The organism is Coprococcus ammoniilyticus, from assembly GCF_025567345.1.
Taxonomy (GTDB): Bacteria; Bacillota; Clostridia; order Lachnospirales; family Lachnospiraceae; genus Coprococcus; species Coprococcus ammoniilyticus.
The window spans coordinates 219,372-242,417 of the sequence record NZ_JAOQJS010000002.1 but is presented as its reverse complement, the minus strand read 5'-3'; the positions used below and the strand labels follow the sequence as shown (position 1 = coordinate 242,417).

The following is a 23,046-nucleotide window of genomic DNA, read 5'->3' as shown; positions in this document are numbered from 1 at the left end:
AAATAAGTAAATCATCTGCTTCGTTGTATGTAGGATCGGTACGATCCACACATTTATTCAACAACGATCATTTCGGCATCTGCTTTTCTTAAAGAAAGCTCATAACCGCGTACTGTTACTTCAACCGGATCACCAAGCGGTGCAACTTTTCTGACATAGATTTCTACACCTTTCGTGATTCCCATATCCATGATACGTCTCTTTACAGGTCCTTCGCCAACAAGTTTTGTTACCTTAACTGTCTGTCCGACGGCAACCTCTCTTAATGTCTTCATACCATTTTGCTCCTTCTTTTTCTTTATACATATAAGAACGTCTCCACATATTCAGACCGGATTCTGTGATAGCTTTTCTTCTTATACATTTGTATATATAAACAATTGCACCGGCAGCTACCAATGTGCAAATACTTATATTTCTGTTTTTTCGGTATCCTTATACCATAATTTTGGCTGCCATATCTTTTCCGATGGCAACTCTGGATTCTTTTACATTTACGATCATGTTACCGTTTATCTCTGAAACAACTGTTACTTCTCCACCCACGACAAAACCAAGCTTCTCAAGAAACTGTCTTGTTTCATTTTTTCCACCAACTTTGGTAATGGTCTTTGTTTCTCCAATATTCATAAAAGTTAAAGGCATCATATTCCATCTTCTTTCATAATCGTATAAATTTATCATTAAGCAATATGCTGTTTCAAATTTCATCGTTAGTATATACTAACCATCATTAGAAGTCAATAACATTTTTTAGAAAAATATAACATCATTTAGAAGCTTGTAACGTATCTTAGTCGTATATAACAAAGCTATATTCTTAAAATGCAAATTTATTTATTATACTTGACATTTTTAAACAGTTAGTTTAAACTAATTACGATTATAAAATGAAAGGTTGGATTATTATGGAAAAATATATTGGTACTATTATTGTTGCTGCCATTATTATAATTGTGTGCGTACTTGCGATCCGTTCAATGATAAAAGATAAAAAGTCCGGAAAATCTGTTCAGTGCGGAGGAAACTGTAACAATTGTCACGGATGTCATTAGTTTTATCCTTCTTTCATTTGAACCTTATTCCGGTTTGTGATATAATTTTCTGTAAATAATTTTTTAATGGGGTAAAGCTATGTTAACAACGAATGAATCAGTTGAAAACTATCTGGAAACGATATTGGTATTAAGCAAGAAGCTTCCTGTTGTCCGTTCAGTTGATATCTCAAACGAACTTGGTTATAAGAAATCAAGCATCAGTGTTGCTATGAAGAATCTTCGTGAGAATAACTACATAACAATGAATGATGCAGGGTTTATTTCACTCACCGATTCAGGAAAAGAAATTGCTGAAATGATATATGAACGACATGAGTTTCTCTCCGCCTGGCTTATACAGCTTGGTGTTGATCCCGATATCGCATCTGCCGATGCTTGCAAGATCGAGCATGTAATCAGTAAAGAAAGTTTTAAAGCAATTAAAGATCATGTATTAAGTGGAGCCAATCACTAGATCTTCTAGTGACTGGCTCTTTTTTCTATCGGATAGAATTTTCTACACATAAAGTTCCCCAACCGACATAGATATTTGGATACGTTCTCGCTGATTTTATCCTTTTCGCTCCCCGGATCAACGAAGCTTTCAGTTTTTCTCCATATAGAAATGGGTCATTTTCATTCACAATTCCCCATTGCATCAGCAGACATGCAGAACCGGATACAAATGGTACCGCCATAGATGTTCCCGACGCAAAGGAATAATCATTTCCCGGATATGCAGTATAAATATCCACACCGGGTGCAGCAAGATCCGGTTTAATCTGATCATTTGCTGTATAACCCCGTCCGGAAAAATATGCAAAATCATCGACATTCTGATCATAGGCCGCTACTGTGATCAGTCCTTCCGCCGTAGAAGGAATCGTTAATGTTCCAAATTCTGTTGGATTTAAGAACTCAACATTTCCAGTCAAACTTGCACGGATTGGCAGATAAGCATCCACTACCCCACTGACGATCTGCTTCGGATGGATCAAAACCTTCCATTGTCCTTTATCAATATAATTATCCCGCCCCTGAAATGAGATAAATATCTCCTGATTCCGGTTATATGGATTCGGCGTTCCATAGATTCCTTTGACAAATGTATTCCGATAAGTTCCGGTTCCAATATTCTGCGATTCACTCAAAGTCAGAACGATATCACCATTTGGTGTAATGATCATAACATCAAACCGGTCGTTATAATTTTTCCATAATTGCAGATTAAAGGATGTCACATAATCACTGACCAACAGATCGATCATACGGTAGGAAGTATTTCCAAGGATTACCCGCTGATGTCTCCGGTTAATCGCATCATTTCCGGTTCCGGTGGATATGGAACACACCGCAAGCCTTGAAACGTCATTGATATAATTTTCCATCAACGAATCACCCTTATGAGAACCATAATTATTACCATAACTAAGATTTACAGATATCGGTTGATTACGTTCTATTCCCTTTCGCAGTGCATAATCAATTCCAAGGATCATTCCCAGTGTAGTCGGAAGTCTGGATGCCGTATCACTTCCTACTTTAATGATCAGAAGCTCCGTCTGTGGAGCTACACCGATATTGGTTCCTGCTGCTATGGCAGTCACCTGCGTACCATGACCGGAGCGATCCTCTGACGGAAGACTTTCTGTGTAGTTTCCATCTAGTATTGCATTCAGTTCTTCATTTGTATAAATGCGTCCAAGTTCGTATGGATTCACATATTTCTTCTGATATTCTGCCTGCTGATCCCATAATTCCAGAATCCTGCTTTTTCCGTCACGGATAAATTCATTATGCCGGTAATCAATACCAGAATCTATAACTGCAAGAAGGGTTCCGCTTCCATCCAGTCCGTAGTTATTAATGAAGGTTCCGGACAGGCAGGAGGCATACTGCGCATAGGATACCTGCTGATCTACACTCTTTGATTTATCCACATACAGGATTCTGGGATCTGCTGCAAATGCATTGATATACACTTCCTTTATTTCTATAATTGCATATCCAGCCAGCAGATAATAGATCCGTGTCAGATATCGATCCACCAAATCTGTAATATCATCATTATAACGGATCAGAAGCTGCCAGCTCCGATCTTTTGCATTGTATCCAACATACAGCTCCGATTCGCTGTCCTCATATGACTGCATGGTCTCCAGTGCAAGTTCCAATTGCGTATCAATATTATTTTCCATTTTCCCTTACTATCCCGCTTTTTATGTATTATTTTTATCTCTTAATCATATGATTTTTTATTGATATTTAGAATATTCTTATGATTTCATCAAATGTTGTTAATTGTTTGAAAATATCGAAAAATGTAAGTAAAGTTGGAACTTTTCCACATTATCAACAGATTTATACACAAAAATAGGATTTTCAGTCTAAAAAACAGGGATTTTATCCCCTGTTTATCCACATTTGTCATATTACGTCGGTATTCCTTGGTTTCAAATTCCTTAATCCGACGTATTATTTCACCGCATCTATATATAATTGCATTTGCAAATCAATTGAAAGAAAAACATATGAATTATTTTTCCAATTTGTTTATTGGCAGAAAACAGAATGTTGTACAGGCAACCGGCTATCTGGATACCGGCAATACGCTAAAAGATATTTCAACCGGCAAACATGTGGTCATCGCCTCACCGGAAATCATGTATGACCTGTTGCCCCTGCAGCTTCATGCGCTTGTATACGATTATACAAATGGGATCCAACCATTTGATCGAAAGTCCTCCATCTATATGCCGGAGGGCATCCACCTGATCCCCTACCGAACGATCAGTTCGGAATCGGATCTGATGCTGGCATTTGACTGTGACTTTTTCTTTATTAATAATCATATAATCTGCAACCGGCCACTGATCGGGATCAGCAGACATACGTTACAGATCAGTCATATGAAGAAATGTATTTTATTAAATTCAGTATATATGAGAAAGGTAAGAAACTATGATAAACACATTCGCAAATCGAGATTTTAAATTTTCAATGGTATCCAATATTATGACCTTATTTCCTTCATCCTCCAAAGATGTCCATTACATAGGCGGGTGTGATATTCTTCCTGCCCCATTAGAACCATATGAAGAAAGTGCCATGGTAGCCGGACTTGGGAACGGCGACGATCAGGAGATTAAAAAAATACTGATTGAACGGAATCTTCGTCTGGTTGTTTATATTGCAAAGAAATTTGACAACACCGGAATTGGCGTAGAAGATTTGATCTCAATCGGTACGATTGGACTGATCAAAGCAATCAATACCTTTAAATGCGACAAAAACATCAAGCTGGCAACCTATGCATCTAGATGCATCGAAAATGAAATCCTTATGTATCTCCGCAGGAACAGCAAACTCCGCATGGAGATTTCGATTGATGAACCATTGAATGTTGACTGGGATGGAAATGAATTATTATTATCTGACATTCTTGGAACCGAGGAAGATACGGTTTACAAGAATATGGAAACAGAAATGGATCATTCCCTGTTAACGGCAGCAGTCTCTCACCTGACAGAACGGGAACGTACCATTATTGAATTGCGGTACGGGATCAACACGATTAACGGTGTAGAACGCACCCAGAAAGAAGTGGCTGACCTGTTAGGAATCAGCCAGTCTTATATCTCTCGTCTTGAAAAAAAGATCATAAAGAAACTAAAAAAAGAAATAATTAAAATGAGCTGATCAGCCTTTAATGATGATAATCGGAAAGCTTTACCTTATATCCGTCAACCATCTGGCGCATTTTCTGGTAATCCTTTTCCTTTAAATCTCCGGATTGTTTCAGATCTTCCACCATCTGATCCAGCTCCTTTAAGGCATCATGTGCCAGATCCTTATAATTGTTTGCAAGATTCATATTCATCTCATTCAGCTTTGCATTCAGTTGTTGTTTTACACTACGTTTCATCATTGTTTCGCACCTCATTTCAGGAAATAATCATTGACACTGTTGTAGCCATGTGTTACTATTACAAAGGTTCACAGACGCCGGCATGTCGGAATTGGCAGACGAGGCAGACTCAAAATCTGTTGGTGGCAACATCGTGCGGGTTCAAGTCCCGCTGCCGGCACTCTTTGTATTTTGCTTAATAAAAAATCTAAGTTTTAAGCCATTTTGTGGCTTTTTTTATTACTCAAAATGCAGGCATTTCAACTATTTTGCCCAATATTTGCCCGCTAGATGCACACCCAAATACAGACTCTTTTACTGCAGCCGGCTGTTGTTGCCGATCTTCTTTGCAACCACAACAAACCGTCCATCTTCTGTATGATACGCACAGGTGGATAAGGTCAGCAGCTTGTCCCCATAGGATGCCGTTTCTTCGATCGTATATGGTGTATTTGCTTTTACCCGGCTGACATAATCATCAAATTTCTCTTTTGATCCCGCATCTGCAAAGTCATATATATTATAATGCTCTGTATCCCCTTCCGGATAGGCTTTTGTATAAAAGGCTGCGATCACTATATATGTACCCGGTCCATCTAAAGTATCAAATATGATCGTCTGATGTTCTTTATAGAAATCTTCATCTTCATATTTTAACAGATCATGAAACATCGTCCCTGCTTTCATATTATGTCCGTATATAATGACATTGTCAGATACCTTCCCTGTCGGAGAACAGTTTGCTGCTGCAAATAACGTACCAGCAGCACTGTAACCCCCCTGAAAATTCCGATGGATATAATATTCTTCATTCTCTGGCGTATACATGACCGGATAATCGATTCTTGTTCCATATATATACAGCCATCCAACAAAGTCTGTATTCTCCTCATATACAGATGCGTACTTTTTATAAACCTTTTTTTCCTGTACTGTTGTATAAACCGGTTTTCCGGTTTCTTCCGTACAATTGTCCTGCTCCACTTCCAGTTTGATCTCTGCAAACGCTGACTCTGCCTGTCTGCTGGTAAAAAAATAAACACCCAGATAGCAGCCACAGCCAAGAAAAACAAGTACACATACTGCAAGTATAAGATTTAACAATATTCCATTCTTTTTTCTTCCACTCTGTGATGAATTCTCATGGTCATTGTTTTGCGTTGCCATTTCTCTGTTATCTGTTTCTTTCCTGTCTGTTAATCCGTTCATCCGAACCAGCATCCTTTCTTGATCACTTTTTCATTTTTGTGTTATTTCCGTACGCTTGTCATTCATTATCCTGAAAGCAAAAAATCTGACCATTCATAATAAACAGTCAGATTTTGAACCTTAAAAATACTTTCTGCTTCCCCAAAGATTATTCCGTTTCAATTCTACATACTCTGCATATGCCTGTTCCAGAATATCCTTTTCGTTCGGAAACTTCAGAAGGTGGTAGGCTTCATGATACTTGTAGTAACCGGAATCCACAAAATATTCTTCACGCTGCGGTTTGCTGTAATAGCTGTCCGCCATCATCAAATACCAGTGTACATCCTTGTTTACCACATCAAAAGCAGTATTAAATGTATAATTGCTTTTTCCTACATACTTAATAATAGATGCGCTAACACCTGTCTCCTCTTTTACTTCTCTAAGTGCAGTCTGATTATGCTCTTCACCTTTCTCAACTGTACCCTTCGGGAGAACCCATCCTTCATATTTGTTTTTGTAGTTTTTGTACAGTAATAATACTTTTCCTCTGAAGATTACCACACCTCCACAGCTTGTTGCTTCGATCACAGCAGTTCCTCCTGTCTTTTCGGTGTTGTAAATGCTTCAAGTTCTACTCACATTCGACTACGAATAAAACTCTGAACCGGCTTACCCTGCCAGTCCTTAATTGGTTATAAGTATATCAGTATTACTGCATTATTTCAAGCTGATTAATTATAATATGCATCAAATATCTTTCTGGCGATTGATGTTGCAGATGCTCCGGTATTGCTTGCATTTTCTATCAGAACGCAGACCACCAGATCCGGATTATTGACATTGGAGAAACCTATAAACCAGGAGTGGGAATCCTTGTTCTCATTAAACTCTGCAGTTCCCGTCTTACCTGCTACTGTATACTCAGCTCCTGAAAAATAATCGGACGCTGTACCATATTCCGTTACCGACATCATAAGCTCTGTCAATGTCTGTGCTTCTGCTGAGGATATAATCCTGCCATAAGAATCCTTGGAGAATTTTTTTACAACGCTTCCGTCACAGTTCTCAATACGATCCATCATATATGGCTTCATAAGAACCCCACCATTTGCGATTGCACACATGACCATCGCATTATGAAGCGGCGTGATCAGTGTCTCTCCCTGTCCGATTACTGTCTGTGGAATCAGGGACTTATCTGTTTTTGATGTCATGGTATAACTGGATTTCTTATAGTAGCCATCATACGGCAATTCTTTATTATACAGAAAGTCTCCGCACAATTTATTTAATGCATCCATATCAAGTTTCGTTCCGATATTGGAAAAGGATGTATTACAGGAATACGCCAGAGAATCCTCCAGGCTAACGGTTCCGTGCACCTTATGATTATAGCAGTGAATGGATACACTGTTAAATATGCCATCCCCCTCACATTCATAGGAATATGACTTATAGTTGGGATTTTCTCTTATATATTCCAGTGTTGTAAGGATCTTAAATGTCGATCCCGGCGGATACATTCCCTGGGTTGCACGGTTTAGTAGACAGGAGCTGTCCGAATTTGCTGTTTCTTCTATAACAGAGGAGATCTGGTTCGGATCAAAATCCGGCTTTGAAACCATTGCTTTGATCTTTCCAGTTGATGGCTCGATCGCTACGACCGCACCATCATTATCACCAAGTGCATTATATGCTGTACTCTGCAGATCATAATCCAGTGTTGTTATAACATTATTTCCCATATCCTTCTTATCAGATAATGCATGATAAATACGATATAAAATATTCTGGTTAGATGTCAGCAGATAATAATTGGAAACCATTTCCAGACCTGCCTGTCCATTGCTATCATAACCAACTGCATGTGCAAACATATTGCTGTATGGGTAAACTCTGGTTTCGTTTCCATCATCATCCGTTTTTGTCTCCGCCAGAACAACTCCGTCATCTGAAATGATCTGACCTTTTATTACTGTTTCTGCATACAGATTCTGTCTTTTGTTGTATGAATTTGCAATATCTGAATCTGCATCGACAACAACATATTTAACAAGATGCACCATCATGCCGATAAAAATAAATATAACAAAATATGTGATCACAAGAACAGGAACATTCTTTTTGTCATTTTTCTGTTTTTCCTGTGCTTCTCTACTCCCCTGAGAATACTTCTTCATGATTGCTTTGTTTGTAGACCGTTTGCTCTTCATTACCACCAACTCCATTATTTTCAAGTACACAGATTCCCTGAATGATTCCAAACAGGAATAATGTGCTCACAACTGAACTTACACCATAACTGACAAGCGGAAGTGTCACACCGGTAGACGGGATAAACTTTGTTACACCGCCAATATTCAAAAATGTCTGGAATATAAAACAGATCGTGAATCCAAATGCAACATTCTTATAAAATGAGTTACGAATCTTCATGGATATATTTATAAAATATATAAAACAACTGATATACATCAGGATCAGACACAGCGCAAACACAACACCCAGTTCCTCACAGATCGCAGAAAAGATAAAATCACTGGACGCTACCGGAACTGCTGTTGGAAGCCCTTTACCCAGACCTCTTCCTTCCATCCCGCCCGATCCGATCGCAAATAGTGACTGGCAAATCTGATATCCGGCGTCATTAATATAGGAAAATGGATCTAACCACGCGTTGATTCGGGTTGTTACATGACTGAATTTGTCTTTTAACAGCGAATATCCAACCGTTGCAATGACTGCTGCACCACCCAGACCACCGATCAGGATCATTGTCTTCTGTGTTGCCAGATAGATCATCATGATAAAGATCATCATAAAGATTGTTGCACCACCCAGATCCTTTTCTGCTACCAGGATCAGCATAAAGATACCGGAAACAAGTGTAACTTTAATGTAATCTTTAAATCCCTTTGCTTTGTTTAAAGCGCTTGCTAGAAAGAATACAAATATAATCTTTACAAATTCCATCGGCTGCAGGGAAATCGATCCAATCTGGATCCAGTTTGTAGAGCCGTATTTGGATACTCCAAGAAATGGAACAAAGACTGTAATTAGAAAACCGATTCCAAGGATTGCATAGAAAATATCCCAGTTTTTCAGATTTTTGCATTTCATGATCACAAGCGGAATAAATGCCGTGATCACCAGTGTGATCGTTGCAAATGCAAACTGTTTTTTTGCCAGATCAAAATCCAGTCTGGTCAGCATGACATATCCGATCAACAGCAAAAATGACATATTATTTGTGATCAATCTGGAAGATTTCTTGTATATTCCATGATACGATACCATATATACAATAGAAACGATCATCTGCAGCAGATAAAAGATCACGATACTGATCGTTTTATATTTTAAAAAAAGTGTCAGATAACATAAAAAATGTATAATAAACACATAGACGATCTGCACATTTAATGCATGATTCTTTTTATCTTCCCGCACCGGTTTCAGCACCGTAAAACATTTAATTGTATACAGAACCATAAAAAATATGATTAAGTATTTTGATATCTCTGTAATAATAGTTGCCATTATTCAATACCCTTTATATAATGTCCTCTTGTATAATCCATCTCATCGAATTCTTCATCCATATCTCCGGCATGGAACTTCATGAGAAGCTCCATCACATTCTTCGTCTGATCTTCGTTTTCGATGGTAAAATCAATCAAATATTCATTGGTTATATCAGTATTTCTGTTATTTGTCAACTGTTTGATATTGTTTGTCGGAACCCCATTATATATAACAGAATAACAATCCCGGCAGTTATTCACACTATAAAAGCGATTGCCCTTTTCATCCCGGAACGAGAAACGTTCTCGTTTATTATAACCACATCCGTCCAGATAGTTATTGACAAAGCACTGGGCTGTGATCATAACCGGCTGATATCCATATAATCTTTCAATATCTGTTTCACAGAGACCGCTCCATTCCTGATGTGTCAGTTCCACAGAACCGATCAGCATTACCTGTGGAAACAGCTCCTTATAGAATAAAACAGCTTCATCATTATATGCATATAAGAATGGATCAAGCAATACCATTCCCTTATATCCCTGCTTCTTCAGAAAACCAATCTCATCTATATTCTTAATATAGATACCCTCAAACATTCCAGACAGAAAATACAGATCTTTTATTCCTTGTTTCTTATTCTCACGCAGGATATCCGGAAAGGAAACATAGATCTTTTTATCTTCTCTCATTTTTCCGATTTCTGCTTCATGCACGATATTATGATCAATTATAACATGTTGTACCAATTTATAATTATTAACAATTCGAAATTGTTCTATTGTTTTTACAGATACATAGCAACCGCATTCCATAGCATCTCTGGTATCTGTCTGTTTCTGATCATAAATAGTTTCCTCCGCCAGCAACTTCTTATCATCCGGTATCGTCCGTTTATATCGTCCGATCAATGCCTGTTCCAACTGGCAGACGGCTTCCCGTCTTAATACATTCAGACTTCCAAGAGAAATAAATATATTCTCATCGCACTCCGCTTCCAGATAGAAGTTAAATCCTGTTCCACCGGTCTTTGACAGCTTATCTATGATCTGCGTCACCTCAACCGGACGTTTTGCAGCCTGTGACACGCATTCTCCGCTTACCTTTACCGAGATATCATCCACATCTGAAAACAACTCCAGCATGATCGGCTTTCCAATCTTTGCAGTCACCTTTCCATAGATATCCGTCTGTTTTTCCTTCTGTATAAACCTTACGTTAATATCATCAATAAGCGCATTATTTCTTGTCCGATAGACCTGCATATCTTTTCGGATCTGCCGAAGATTATTCGCATTCAGTCGGATCTTCTGTCCGGCCTGTGCGGTTATATTCGAAGTCAGTTCAATATTCTGTTCTGTTCCGGTACGGATCTCCAGAACATCCTTTGCCTGAATTCCACGTTCCAGACGGATGTATACATGGGGTGCTTCCACAGCTTCCACTTTACCAATCAATGTACCGGTATGATTCGGACGCTTGTTTGCAAGCATTTCCTTACCGTTCTTCATATAATAATAGCCGGAAGAAAAACCACCGCGGTTATAGATATCCATCAGCCGGTCTGTATGATATTTGATCCGTTTCTCATTCACATGACCGTTTATGTATTCATCTGTAATCTCAGAATATGCATGAACTGCCGCAGCTACATACTCCGGCTTCTTCATTCTTCCTTCGATCTTAAAGGAATCAATCCCAGCCTCGATTAACTGTGGTAAATCCGCAAGTGTACACATATCCTTCATGCTGAGGGCATATTCATGATTAAACTTTCTGCTGTTATATGCCTTTCTGCATGGTTGCGCACAGCGTCCACGATTGCCGCTTCTTCCGCCTGCAAAGCTGCTCATCAGACATTTTCCTGAATAGCAGAAGCACATCGCACCATGCACAAATGTTTCAATCTCAATATCAACTGCTTCTTTAATTGATTTTATTTCTTTTAAGGATAATTCCCTGGCAGGAACAAATCTTGTCAACCCAAGATTTTTAAGAAATTCTGCCCCATAGGTACTGCATACACTCATCTGTGTACTTCCATGTAATGGCAGATCCGGATATGCCTGTGAAAGACTTCTTATAACACCGACATCCTGTACAATAATCCCATCTACACCTTCCCTGTAAAAAGGCTCAAGGTAAGGAATCAGTTTCTTCATTTCACTATTTTTGAGCAAAGTATTAACTGCCATATATAACTTCACATTATGAATATGGCAGTAATCAATTGCTTCCAGTAATTCTGTTGTATCAAAGTTTCCGGCAAATGCACGGGCGCTGAACATATCGCCTCCGGCATAGCATGCATCAGCGCCTGCACTTACCGCAGCTTTCAGCGCATCCATAGAGCCTGCCGGAGCTAAAATCTCAGGTCTATTTAACATTATTTTCTGCTTCCAACTTTATTATTTCTCTCTGCAGAGCATTGACTTTTTCTTTATATTCATCAATCATTTTCTGTGCAGATTCATATTTGATCTGTGTCTCGATCACTTCATGTCTGAGGTCATAAATCTGTTTGTCCTTATCGTCATCCTCCGTCAGCATCTGATTTACCTGAAGCTTCGCTTTGAAGTAATCATCTGCGATATTAAGTGCAAGTAATACACTCTGATATTCTGCATTAAAACGGCGGTAACTTTCGGAAGACTGACATTCCTGGATCTTACCATTGATATAAGAAGCTACATTCTGGAGATATTCTTCACTTTCAAATCCGCTCAATGTATACACTTTATTGTTAATAACCACCGGGATATCATTTTTTTGTGACATGACTCTCCTCCTTTATATTTCATTTTATTTCTTTCATATATATTTTTTACCTGTACCATACAGGTATTATTTTCCCGTAATTCATTTATTGTATGGGCCAAAATAACCTATTCGATAAATGCATCCAGTCCGAAATGCTTATAACACCGTTCTGTTACAACCCGTCCTCTCGGTGTCCGGTTGATAAAACCATTTTTGATCAGATATGGCTCATATACATCTTCAATCGTGCCGGAATCTTCCCCAATGGCAGCAGCCAGAGTATCCAGTCCCACCGGACCTCCACCAAACTTCTCTATCATTGTCATTAATATGTTCCGGTCTGTATTATCAAGTCCCATGGAGTCAACCTCAAGCTTATCCAGTGCTGTCTTTGCAACCTCATAATCGATACAGCCATTGTGGCATACCTGTGCAAAATCCCGGCATCTCTTTAACAGACGATTGGCAAGTCTTGGTGTTCCTCTGGATCGTTTTGCAATTTCAAGTGCGCCCGCATCATCGGTCTCTACACCCAATACATCCCCGGACCGTATTACGATCTGCTTCAATTCCTCCGGTGAATAGAATTCCAGCCGATCAACCATGCCAAATCGGTCACGAAGCGGTGCTGTCAGCATACCGGCTCTTGTCGTTGCTCCGATCAATGTGAATTTCGGAAGATCCAGACGGATTGACCTTGCTCCTGCTCCTTTTCCGATCACGACATCAATCGCAAAATCTTCCATTGCAGGATATAAGACTTCCTCTACCTGACTGTTTAATCTGTGAATCTCATCAATAAATAATATATCATTCTCTGACAGATTATTTAAAATAGCTGCCAGTTCGCCCGGCTTCTCGATTGCCGGTCCTGATGTGATCTTGATATTAACACCCATCTCATTTGCAACTATGGATGCTAATGTCGTTTTACCAAGGCCCGGCGGACCATATAAGAGTAAATGATCTAACGGTTCATTTCTCCTCTTTGCCGCCTCAATAAAAATCTTCAGATTCTCTTTTACTTTATTCTGTCCAATATATTCATCCAGATACTTTGGTCTCAAACTATATTCACTATTTAATTCTTCTATATCTGCTTCTGTTGAAATAATTCTACCCACTGTGTCCACCTGTATCTGTTTTTATATTAATTTCTTCAATGCTGCCTTTAATATCGATTCTATATCCATCTGACTGGTATCCCCAATCTTTTTTACGGCAAGTGCTGCTTCGGAATTCGAATAGCCCAGATTTACGAGTGCAAGAATCGCATCTCTTGCTGCATTTAAATCTTGTGTATCCTGTACGATCGACTGCTCATAGGCTGCATCCATCATATCTTCCATCTTTAACTTATCTTTTAATTCCAATATGATCCTTAATGCGCCCTTGGCGCCGACACCATTTGCTTTTGATATCGTCTTCGCATCCTCTGAGATCACCGCGAGCTGAAGCTCCTGGATCGTAAGAGCTGTAAGGATTGCCATAGCGACTTTCGGACCTACCCCGCTGATTCCGATCAAGATACGGAATACAGATAATTCCTCTTCTGAATGAAACCCATACAATGTCAATTCATCTTCTCTTATATACATGTGTGTGTATATTTTGATCTGCGTTCCATATGCTGGAATATGCTCAAGAAACTTACCAGATACGAAGATCCGATATCCCATACCGTGGTTATCGATCACTATATAATTCTCTCCTGCACTGACAAGTGCTCCTGAAATGTATGCTATCATAATAATATGTCTCCAAATTTTACTATGCCAAGTATAACACAGTTTTCTCATTATGGAAATATCTGATTGATTTTTTGATCGCAGGGGCATATCATGAGATTATTCGATTTTTTTACATTTGAGGTTACATACTATGATTCAATACGACTATACGATGCCACTTTCTTCAGTTAATCTGAACTGGATGAAAGAAACGCCGGATCAATATCTCTTCTTTGATATTGAAACAACCGGATTAAGCGCTGCCCGGTCAGATCTTTATCTGATCGGATATGGAACGATTCTAAACGACGAACAGTTTCGTATTACCTTATTATTCAATGATGACGGTTGTTCCGAGCCAAAGATGCTCGCTGCATTTAAGGATATATTGGCTGATTACAAATATCTCGTTACATACAATGGCGACACCTTCGATCTGCCATATATAAAGGAAAAATACCGACAGTTCCGTCAGGAGATATCCTTCGATTCAATTACCAGTATCGATGTCTATCGGAAAATAAGGAAATATAAAAAGCTGCTTCAGATGGATTCAATGAAACAGTCTGCTCTGGAATCTGTTATGGGAATGGAACGGGATGAATTTCACTCCGGCGGTCTTCTGATCGATACCTACCAGGACTATTTAGGTACAAAAGATACACAATTACAGGATATGCTTTTATCTCATAATAAGGATGACATCTATGGACTTTTCTATGTGTCCGGTTCCCTTACACTTACTTCCTTCTTTGAAGGCAATTTTTCTATATCGAAAACTACCTGTACCGATACACAGTTTACGATCTGTATACAGACAGGAAGGCTTGCGATTCCATTTGATACCAACTGTAATGATATACATATATCAGGCATAGATGAAGTCGTGACGATCGATATTCCAGTTATCCATGATACACTGAAATATTTTTATAAGGACTATAAAAATTATTTCTATCTGCCATTAGAACAGACTGCTATCCACAAGGATGTTGCCTGTTATGTCGAAAGTGCTTATAAAGAAAAAGCCCGCCCAGAAACGGCATACACTACAAAAACAAGTTCGTTTATCCGCCAGAACAAGTTCAAGCAGTCACACATATTCAAATATGAACATACTGACAAAGATGGATATATTGAACTGAACGATACTTTCATCAATGACAGGATACAGTTAAAAGAATATCTTCTCAATATCTTAAAGCAGATCAAATAGTTCTGGAACATATTGCAAAAGCGAAAGTTTCAAGATTGCGGAATAAGAGCAGGGGTACAGATCAAACTGGAACATACATAAAACAATAAATACCCACTGATGAATATTCATCAGTGGGTATTTTACATTTTATAAAAAACAATCTTTGATTATTCTTCTACTGGAGCTTCAACAACTTCTTCTGTCTCTTCCGGAACTGGAAGTAATGCCTTTACGCTCAGGCTGATCTTCTTCTCTTCCGGCTTGAAGTCAACAACCTTAGCTTCAATCTCATCACCAATCTTATATACATCTTCTGGCTTTGCAACGTGATCGTATGAAATCTGTGAAACATGCAGTAATGCATCAACGCCTGGCTCTAATTCAACGAATGCACCAAAGTCAGTCATACGTGCAACTTTACCTGTTACAACTGTTCCAACAGCATATTTCTCTTCTGCATTTAACCATGGGTTTGTCTCATCAAACTTTAAGCTTAATGCGATCTTGTCACCATTGATGTCCTTGATGAATGCCTTAACAGTATCACCAACCTTGAACATCTTCTTAGGGCTTTCTACTCTGCCCCATGACATCTCTGAAATATGAAGAAGTCCATCAGCACCACCGAGGTCAATGAATGCACCGAAATCTGTTACATTCTTTACTGTACCTTCTACTGTCATGCCAACTTCAATCTTTTCGAATAATTCTTTTGCAGCTGCAGCTTTTCTCTCAACAATCAGTTTCTTTCTGTTACCAATGATTCTTCTCTTCTTAGGATTGAACTCTGTAAGCTGGAATTCAATATCCTGGTCTAAGTACTTATCAAGGTTCTTTTCATATAAGTCAGATACAAGACTTGCTGGAATGAAGATTCTTGTCTCTTCGTAAAGAACATTTAAGCCACCATTTACAACCTGAACAACCTTACCTGTAAGAATGTCACCATTGTTAAATGCTTCTTCTAACTTCTCGTTTACTTTCTCTGCTGCAACTCTCTTGTATGAAAGAGCTACCTGTCCTTCACCATCATTTGTCTTGATAACCTTAACAGTGATTGGATCCCCAACTTTTACCAACTCTGTTAAATCGACGTTTGGAGTGTTTGTATATTCATTTCTGGTAATGATACCGTCTGACTTATACTTAATATCAACTACAATCTCATCCGGCTTAACACCGATAATTGTACCGTCGATAATCTCTCCCTGTCTGATTGACGCCTTGCTTTCATCATTTTCTAACATCTGTTCAAAACTTAACTCTGCCATGCTACTATGAACCTCCTTAATAATATAATTTGGGGTAGATGCCCCCGCAGTAATACCTACCCTACTAACGGATTCAAAAGTAGTCAAATCCAAATCAACGAGTGTCTGTATATAGTAAGTATTCTCACATTCTTGTTTACTAATATCATATAGCTTCTGAGTATTAGAACTGTTTCGACCACCTATAATGATCATAGCATCTACAGTCTTTGCAATATCTCTTGCTTCCGTCTGTCGAACTGCCGTTGCATTACAGATTGTCTCATGAACAACCACATTATACAATTTTTTTCGAATAATATCAACAATATCTTTAAATTTATTCTTATTAAAGGTGGTTTGTGATACTAAACTGAAGTTAATATGCTCAAAATCCGGCTCATTTTCTATATTTTTCACCAAATTTTCCGCTTCTGAAACGCTTTGTACTGTATATGATTTCGTCTCACACCAGCCAATTATACCCTCAACTTCCGGATGATCTTTATTCCCAACAATGATTATGCGGTTCCCTTTTTGGCTCTCATCCTGTACGATCGTATGGATTTTTTTCACAAACGGACAGGTTGCATCTACCACATTGACATGTCTGGCTTCTAACTGTTCCATGACATCTTTTGATACTCCATGCGACCGGATAATAACCGTTTCATCTTCCTGCTGATCAAGCTCTGCAAGATCTTCGATCACCAATACTCCCTTTTTTCTCAGATCCTCGATTACTTCTTCATTATGAATGATCGGGCCATAGGTATATACATGCTGTTTCCCGGCTTCTTTATACGCTGTATCAACGGCACGTTGTACCCCAAAACAGAATCCGGCCGACTTTGCTAATATAATTTCCATATTTTGTCCATACTCCGGTTTTATTTTTCTGCGATGCTGATGATCTTAGCCACAACCTCATCGATACCAAGATCTGAGCTGTCAAGATATACAGCATCATCTGCCTGCTTTAACGGTGCGATTGGACGTTCCATATCCTGTTTGTCCCTTGTAATAATATCAGCTTCGATCTTATCAATATCCGGTGTTTCCCCCTTTGCTATCAGTTCATCGTATCTTCTCTTTGCACGAACTGCAGAAGAAGCGGTCAGATAGATCTTTACTTCTGCATTTGGAAGAATGTTTGTACCGATATCTCTACCATCCATAACAACATCATTTTCTCTTGCAAGCTTTCTCTGAAGATCTAACAGTTTTTCTCTTACACATGGGATAGCAGATGATTTGGATGCCATGTTACCCACTTCTTCTTTTCTGAGGCTTCCGGTTACATTCTCTCCATTCAGATATACCTGCTGTGCATGATCTTCATAACAGATTGTGATCTCAATCCCTGTTATCTCATTAGCAACTGCATCTACATCCGTTACATCGATCTTTGCATTCAATAATGCAAGTGCAACTGCACGATACATTGCTCCGGTATCTACATAAATATATCCGAGTTTTCCTGCTACCAATTTTGCTATTGTACTTTTTCCTGCTCCTGCAGGTCCATCAATTGCTATATTCATTTTTTCTCTCCTTTTATCTATTTACTTTATTAACTTTCTTCTGAGCATGCAAGTCCTGCCAGATATCCGGTCGACCATGCGATCTGCAGATTAAATCCGCCCGTCAGTGCATCTACATCCAGAACCTCCCCTGCAAAATACAGGTGATCTGCAAGCTTCGATTGCATCGTTGAAGGATCAACCTCTTTTACATTGACACCGCCTTTTGTAATGATTGCCTCATCAAAGCCGCGAAGCCCCTGAAACGAAAGTGTAAAATGTTTGAGTACGGTTACTAAATTCTTCCGTTCTTCCTTTGTGATCGAATTCACCTTCTTATATGGATCGATTTCTGAACGTTTTATAACTACATCGATCAGTTTGACAGGAAGCAGATCACCAAGCGAATTATGAAAATCTTTATTTGTATATTTACTAAAATCCCGAAGGATACGATCATCCAGCATTTCTTCCGTCATTGCAGGCTTCAGATCGATATACATACTTAAATCTTTATCCAGATATTTATGAAGATATGCAGATGCCTTTATTACCAGAGGGCCGCTGATGCCAAAATGTGTAAACAAAAGTTCTCCCTGTTCTTCAAACAGACACTTCTTACCACATTTTATCACAAGCTCTACATTTTTTAATGATAGTCCCATAAGTTCTTTGCAAAATTCATTCTTTAATTCAAATGGAACAAGTGATGGTAAAGGCACTTTGATCGCATGACCGGCGCTCTCTGCAAACCGGTAACCATCTCCGGTTGATCCGGTAAGCGGATACGATATCCCGCCGGTTGTTATGACGACTGCATCTCCATACACATCTTTCTTTCCATGTACCGTCTTGATCTGTACGCCTTTTACTACCTGATCTTCTATAATAAGCTTCTGAACTTCCGTCTGTAGTTCTACTGTAATCTCCTGATTTCGGTTTAATTTCGTTTTTAATACTCCGATCACGTCAGATGAATGATCGCTGACCGGAAATACACGATCTCCGCGTTCTACCTTTGTCTTTAGTCCAAGTTTCTCAAAGAAATCAATCGTCATCTGATTATCAAAGGTATAAAACGGACTGTACATGAATTTACTGTTTGTTGTCACCGACTGAAAAAAGCGGTCTGCATCCCCTGCATTTGTCAGGTTGCATCTCCCCTTACCTGTAATGAATAACTTCTTTCCAAGGCGATCATTCTTTTCAAATAATACAACCTCGCAGCCATTTTCCGCAGCTGTGATCGCAGCCATCATGCCGGCCGCACCACCACCGACTACTATTATTTTTTTCATTGCATCATCCTCTTTAAACCTTCATTCGATATAGTCACTAACAGTCTGTAGCTTTCTTTTAACTGTAGCTCCGGGGTGATATGTTCAATCGAACGTCCGTCTTCCTTTACCAGAATGATATTCATATTATAACTTCTTCTGAAATCAAGTTCTTTTAATGTCTTGCCGACCCATTCCGGTCGAACCGAAATCTCTGCTACATTGACGTTATCCGAAATCTCAAAGAATTCCAGAAAATTGCTGCATAAGAGCTTTCTTGCAACATTGATTCCGGCATCCTTTTCCGGATAGATAACTTTATCCGCTCCGATCTTGGACAGGATCTTTGCTGCTTCATCGTTATTCGATTTAGCAAGAATATATGGAACGCCCAGTTCTTTTGCTGTTATAATCGTCATTGCACTGGCTTCCAGATTATCACCCATTGCAACTACAACACCATCCATATTCTCAAGTCCTGCTTCTTTCAGGCTCTCTGTCTCACATACATTAACCGTCACTGCACATGTAACCCGTGATGAGATCCGCTTCACACATTCAGGATCACTGTCGATTGCCAGAACCTGCGCACCGGACTCCATCAAAGTAAGGGCAACATTCATTCCAAATCGTCCAAGCCCTACTACCGCAAATGATTTTTTCATACTTTCCTCCTTATCCAACGATCACATCTTCTTCCGGATAATGAAGAAGCCGATGTTTTCCGTTTTGTGTATTAAATGCTACCACCATAGATATCGGTCCAACTCGTCCAATATACATACAGATTATAATAATGATCTTTCCTGCCGTGTTCAAAACAGGAGTCAGATTTCTGGATAAGCCAACTGTGCAGACGGCACTTGCCACTTCATACAGAGCATCCAGCAGATTCACATCATTTGTAGCCAGCAATAATATCGTCATAATAAATATTGTACTCATACTTAAGAATACAATTGCAACTGCTTTTTTTACAACGGATACCGGAATGCTTCTCTTGAAAACCTCTGTATCCTCATGGTTTCTGATCATGGCAGCAAAGGTATAGAAAATAACTGCGATGGTTACGGTCTTCATTCCTCCTGCCGTTCCAACCGGAGAACCGCCAATCATCATAAGAAGCACTCCAAAGAAAGCTGTCACCGGTCGAAGTGCCACCTGAGATACTGCAGCAAATCCCGCCGTACGAAATGTTACCGACTGAAAAAAAGCATTTAATATCCGGTCTTTTTCGGATAAATTACCAAGAGTGTCCGGATTGGAACGTTCAAGGAAATAGATAACAATTGTACCGCCGATCAATAACAGCAATGTCATAAAAATCGCGATCTTCGTCTGCAAATGAACGCCATTCCATGCCGACCGGATACTGCATCTCTTTGTACGGATTCTTCGAAACGCTTCAACCGTATCCCACCATACAATAAATCCGATTCCGCCCATAATGATCAGAAACGACGTATTCAGCATCATCAAAAGATTGGAATGGTATGAAATCAGACTGTCCGCACCCATAATGTCGATACCGGCATTACAAAATGCTGAAACAGCATGAAATACCGAAAACCAGATTCCCTTTAAAAATCCGTATTCTCTGCAATAATAAAAACTGTAAATAAGTGCTCCGATCCCTTCGATCAGAAATGTTCCTTTTATTACTTTTATCGTAAACTTCAAAAGTCCCTGCTTGCTGTTCAGGTTAAATGCATCCTGCAACAGCATTGTACTTTTCAAGGTTATCTTCATTCTTAATAACAACATAAACAGTGTGATGATCGAAACGATTCCAAGTCCGCCGATCTGGATCAAAATTAATATCACACCTTTACCAAACAAACTCCAATAGGAAAATGTATCAACGACTACCAGACCTGTCACACATACGGATGTCGTCGATGTAAACGCAGCCGTCAGAAGATCTGTCCATGTTCCGTTTGCAGATGCAATCGGCAATGATAATAATATTGTTCCTACAATAACTGTAATCAGAAAGCCCAGTGCTATAATTCTCGTTGTTGTAAGATAATTCCGGTTCACATATTTCTTCTTATTCATGATATTTCTCTAGACCTCTACTCAAAACAATCCCCTGCCTCTGCTATATCTGACAGATAACAAAATTCATGATATAAACATGGGAAGATACAGACCGGATACCACCAGTCTGCTCTTCCCATAGTATACCTGCATATGTCATTTTTCAAACGACATAACACTTTATAATCTTATACCGGATATGCCTTATCCTCTTTGTTTACAAGTGTTGCATCAACCTTTGTCTTCTTTGCTTCTCTTAACTTGAAGAAATCAACAGCAACCTGTGGGAACAATGCATATGTTAATACATCTTCATCCTGTTCCTTATACTGGATCATTTCTTTCTCGATCTTACCAAGCTCATTTTCAAGAAGATCAGCAGGACGACATGTGATAGGCTCCTGATCACCGATTACTTTCTTTCTAACTTCTGGATCAACCGGCTTTACAGACTGACCATACTCACCAGCAACAAGTGCCTTTGCTTCCTTTGTACACATCTTGTATCTCTCGCCTGTAACAACATTTAATACAGCCTGAGTACCAACGATCTGACTGGATGGTGTAACAAGAGGTGGTTCACCGAAGTCTTTACGAACTCTAGGAACTTCTTCCAGAACCTGTTCAAACTTGTCTTCTGCGTTCATTTCCTTTAACTGTGATACAAGGTTTGATAACATACCACCTGGTACCTGATATAATAATGTCTTAACATTAACACCAAGAACCTTTGGATTCAGAAGACCGGACTTAATCCACTCTTCTCTTAATGGTCTGAAGTAATCAGCGATCTCAGCGAGAAGGTTCTGATCAAATCCAGGATCATATGGTGTGCCTTCAAATGTCTTAGCCATAACTTCTGTTGCAGGCTGGCTTGTACCAAGTGCTAATGGTGAAATTGCTGTATCAATGATATCACATCCTGCTTCAACAGCCTTCATGTATGTCATGGAAGCTACACCTGATGTATAGTGTGTGTGAAGCTGGATTGGAAGGGAAGAACCTTCCTTTAATGCCTGAACAAGTTCTGTTGCCTTATATGGAACAAGAAGACCTGCCATATCCTTGATACAGATAGAATCTGCACCCATATCCTCAATTCTCTTAGCCATATCTTTCCAGTAATCAAGTGTATAAGCATCACCTAATGTATAGGAAAGTGCAACCTGTGCATGACCTTTTTCCTTGTTACATGCTTTAACAGCAGTTTCAAGGTTTCTGATATCATTTAAGCAGTCGAAAATTCTGATAATGTCAATACCGTTTGCGATTGACTTCTGAACAAAATATTCAACTACATCATCTGCATAATGACGGTAACCAAGAATGTTCTGACCTCTGAATAACATCTGAAGCTTTGTATTCTTAAAACCATCTCTTAATTTTCTAAGTCTCTCCCATGGATCTTCCTTAAGGAATCTGAGACATGCATCGAATGTAGCACCACCCCAGCACTCAACAGAATGATATCCAACCTTATCCATCTTATCGATGATTGGAAGCATCTGTTCTGTTGTCATACGGGTAGCGATCAGTGACTGATGCGCATCACGTAATACAGTTTCGGTAATCTTAACCGGTTTCTTTTCTGCCATTTCGAAC

At 39.1% G+C, this 23,046-nt stretch carries 23 protein-coding genes and 1 tRNA gene; 6 read left to right on the top strand and 18 right to left on the bottom strand.

Features of this window, described 5'->3' with window-relative positions; genetic code table 11:
• Positions 1 to 53: 53 nt before the first annotated feature.
• Both OCV60_RS03545 and OCV60_RS03540 read right to left on the bottom strand, forming a co-directional pair.
• Positions 54 to 275, bottom strand: a complete 222-nt coding sequence (locus OCV60_RS03545) for a FeoA family protein (RefSeq protein WP_008400791.1) — start codon at positions 273 to 275, stop codon at positions 54 to 56.
• A 160-nt stretch (positions 276 to 435) separates the two neighbouring features.
• On the bottom strand, positions 436 to 648 hold the full coding sequence (locus OCV60_RS03540; RefSeq protein ID WP_044945044.1) for a FeoA family protein: 213 nt from the start codon (positions 646 to 648) through the stop codon (positions 436 to 438).
• Positions 649 to 890: 242 nt separating this feature from the next.
• Between OCV60_RS03540 and OCV60_RS03535 the strand changes: the two genes are divergently transcribed.
• Positions 891 to 1,055, top strand: coding sequence for a FeoB-associated Cys-rich membrane protein (locus tag OCV60_RS03535; RefSeq protein WP_317258975.1), 165 nt, complete (start codon positions 891 to 893; stop codon positions 1,053 to 1,055).
• Positions 1,056 to 1,134: 79 nt separating this feature from the next.
• Positions 1,135 to 1,512, top strand: coding sequence for a metal-dependent transcriptional regulator (locus OCV60_RS03530; protein ID WP_262529327.1), 378 nt, complete (start codon positions 1,135 to 1,137; stop codon positions 1,510 to 1,512).
• A 25-nt stretch (positions 1,513 to 1,537) separates the two neighbouring features.
• Here the strand turns inward: OCV60_RS03530 and OCV60_RS03525 are convergent, their stop codons facing one another.
• Complete coding sequence (locus OCV60_RS03525) at positions 1,538 to 3,235, bottom strand: S8 family peptidase (RefSeq protein ID WP_117784874.1); 1,698 nt, start codon at positions 3,233 to 3,235, stop codon at positions 1,538 to 1,540.
• Between the two features lie 135 nt (positions 3,236 to 3,370).
• Here OCV60_RS03525 and OCV60_RS03520 point away from each other — a divergent pair, with 135 nt between their 5' ends.
• Together OCV60_RS03520 and sigE are read left to right on the top strand one after the other, a co-directional pair.
• Positions 3,371 to 4,030, top strand: coding sequence for a sigma-E processing peptidase SpoIIGA (locus tag OCV60_RS03520; RefSeq protein ID WP_309295070.1), 660 nt, complete (start codon positions 3,371 to 3,373; stop codon positions 4,028 to 4,030).
• A 7-nt stretch (positions 4,031 to 4,037) separates the two neighbouring features.
• Positions 4,038 to 4,736 carry an RNA polymerase sporulation sigma factor SigE gene (sigE, locus tag OCV60_RS03515; RefSeq protein ID WP_262529543.1) on the top strand — a complete coding sequence of 233 codons (699 nt, stop codon included), beginning with the start codon at positions 4,038 to 4,040 and terminating at the stop codon, positions 4,734 to 4,736.
• Between the two features lie 7 nt (positions 4,737 to 4,743).
• Here the strand turns inward: sigE and OCV60_RS03510 are convergent, their stop codons facing one another.
• Complete coding sequence (locus tag OCV60_RS03510) at positions 4,744 to 4,965, bottom strand: hypothetical protein (RefSeq protein WP_021943823.1); 222 nt, start codon at positions 4,963 to 4,965, stop codon at positions 4,744 to 4,746.
• 76 nt (positions 4,966 to 5,041) lie between these two features.
• On the opposite strand from OCV60_RS03510, the gene OCV60_RS03505 reads away from it, so the two are divergent.
• Positions 5,042 to 5,125 (top strand) — tRNA-Leu (locus OCV60_RS03505).
• A gap of 134 nt (positions 5,126 to 5,259) precedes the next feature.
• Here the strand turns inward: OCV60_RS03505 and OCV60_RS03500 are convergent.
• The 8 genes from OCV60_RS03500 to ruvA form a co-directional block, all read right to left on the bottom strand.
• Positions 5,260 to 6,153 (bottom strand): class B sortase, encoded by an 894-nt coding sequence (locus OCV60_RS03500; protein ID WP_021943822.1) that lies wholly within the window; start codon positions 6,151 to 6,153, stop codon positions 5,260 to 5,262.
• A 120-nt stretch (positions 6,154 to 6,273) separates the two neighbouring features.
• Positions 6,274 to 6,726, bottom strand: a complete 453-nt coding sequence (locus OCV60_RS03495; protein WP_008400781.1) for an NUDIX hydrolase — start codon at positions 6,724 to 6,726, stop codon at positions 6,274 to 6,276.
• A gap of 143 nt (positions 6,727 to 6,869) precedes the next feature.
• Positions 6,870 to 8,351, bottom strand: a complete 1,482-nt coding sequence (locus tag OCV60_RS03490) for a peptidoglycan D,D-transpeptidase FtsI family protein (protein WP_021943821.1) — start codon at positions 8,349 to 8,351, stop codon at positions 6,870 to 6,872.
• Positions 8,293 to 9,678, bottom strand: a complete 1,386-nt coding sequence (locus tag OCV60_RS03485) for an FtsW/RodA/SpoVE family cell cycle protein (protein WP_021943820.1) — start codon at positions 9,676 to 9,678, stop codon at positions 8,293 to 8,295. Before OCV60_RS03485 ends, OCV60_RS03490 begins: the two co-directional genes overlap by 59 nt.
• Complete coding sequence (locus tag OCV60_RS03480) at positions 9,678 to 12,053, bottom strand: U32 family peptidase (protein WP_021943819.1); 2,376 nt, start codon at positions 12,051 to 12,053, stop codon at positions 9,678 to 9,680. Before OCV60_RS03480 ends, OCV60_RS03485 begins: the two co-directional genes overlap by 1 nt.
• Complete coding sequence (locus OCV60_RS03475) at positions 12,043 to 12,444, bottom strand: cell division protein ZapA (protein WP_008400777.1); 402 nt, start codon at positions 12,442 to 12,444, stop codon at positions 12,043 to 12,045. The genes OCV60_RS03480 and OCV60_RS03475 overlap by 11 nt, the downstream gene beginning before the upstream one ends.
• A gap of 107 nt (positions 12,445 to 12,551) precedes the next feature.
• Positions 12,552 to 13,550 (bottom strand): Holliday junction branch migration DNA helicase RuvB, encoded by a 999-nt coding sequence (gene ruvB / locus OCV60_RS03470; RefSeq protein ID WP_021943818.1) that lies wholly within the window; start codon positions 13,548 to 13,550, stop codon positions 12,552 to 12,554.
• 21 nt (positions 13,551 to 13,571) lie between these two features.
• Positions 13,572 to 14,174 carry a Holliday junction branch migration protein RuvA gene (ruvA, locus tag OCV60_RS03465; protein WP_262529322.1) on the bottom strand — a complete coding sequence of 201 codons (603 nt, stop codon included), beginning with the start codon at positions 14,172 to 14,174 and terminating at the stop codon, positions 13,572 to 13,574.
• 133 nt (positions 14,175 to 14,307) lie between these two features.
• Here ruvA and OCV60_RS03460 point away from each other — a divergent pair, with 133 nt between their 5' ends.
• Positions 14,308 to 15,372 (top strand): ribonuclease H-like domain-containing protein, encoded by a 1,065-nt coding sequence (locus tag OCV60_RS03460; protein ID WP_021943816.1) that lies wholly within the window; start codon positions 14,308 to 14,310, stop codon positions 15,370 to 15,372.
• Positions 15,373 to 15,521: 149 nt separating this feature from the next.
• Here OCV60_RS03460 and OCV60_RS03455 read toward each other — a convergent pair whose 3' ends face one another.
• The 6 genes from OCV60_RS03455 to OCV60_RS03430 form a co-directional block, all read right to left on the bottom strand.
• The gene (locus OCV60_RS03455; protein WP_021943815.1) at positions 15,522 to 17,474 is read right to left on the bottom strand and encodes a bifunctional 4-hydroxy-3-methylbut-2-enyl diphosphate reductase/30S ribosomal protein S1; all 1,953 of its coding nucleotides are present in this window, start codon (positions 17,472 to 17,474) and stop codon (positions 15,522 to 15,524) included.
• A 20-nt stretch (positions 17,475 to 17,494) separates the two neighbouring features.
• Positions 17,495 to 18,148 carry a (d)CMP kinase gene (gene cmk, locus OCV60_RS03450; protein WP_021943814.1) on the bottom strand — a complete coding sequence of 218 codons (654 nt, stop codon included), beginning with the start codon at positions 18,146 to 18,148 and terminating at the stop codon, positions 17,495 to 17,497.
• Between the two features lie 29 nt (positions 18,149 to 18,177).
• Positions 18,178 to 19,425 carry a BaiN/RdsA family NAD(P)/FAD-dependent oxidoreductase gene (locus OCV60_RS03445; protein ID WP_262529320.1) on the bottom strand — a complete coding sequence of 416 codons (1,248 nt, stop codon included), beginning with the start codon at positions 19,423 to 19,425 and terminating at the stop codon, positions 18,178 to 18,180.
• Positions 19,422 to 20,069, bottom strand: coding sequence for a potassium channel family protein (locus OCV60_RS03440; RefSeq protein WP_262529319.1), 648 nt, complete (start codon positions 20,067 to 20,069; stop codon positions 19,422 to 19,424). Before OCV60_RS03440 ends, OCV60_RS03445 begins: the two co-directional genes overlap by 4 nt.
• 10 nt (positions 20,070 to 20,079) lie before the next feature.
• Entirely contained in the window at positions 20,080 to 21,462 is a 1,383-nt protein-coding gene (locus OCV60_RS03435) for a TrkH family potassium uptake protein (RefSeq protein WP_021943811.1), read from the bottom strand.
• A gap of 170 nt (positions 21,463 to 21,632) precedes the next feature.
• Positions 21,633 to 23,039 carry an oxaloacetate decarboxylase subunit alpha gene (locus tag OCV60_RS03430; protein ID WP_008400767.1) on the bottom strand — a complete coding sequence of 469 codons (1,407 nt, stop codon included), beginning with the start codon at positions 23,037 to 23,039 and terminating at the stop codon, positions 21,633 to 21,635.
• Positions 23,040 to 23,046 lie beyond the last annotated feature (7 nt).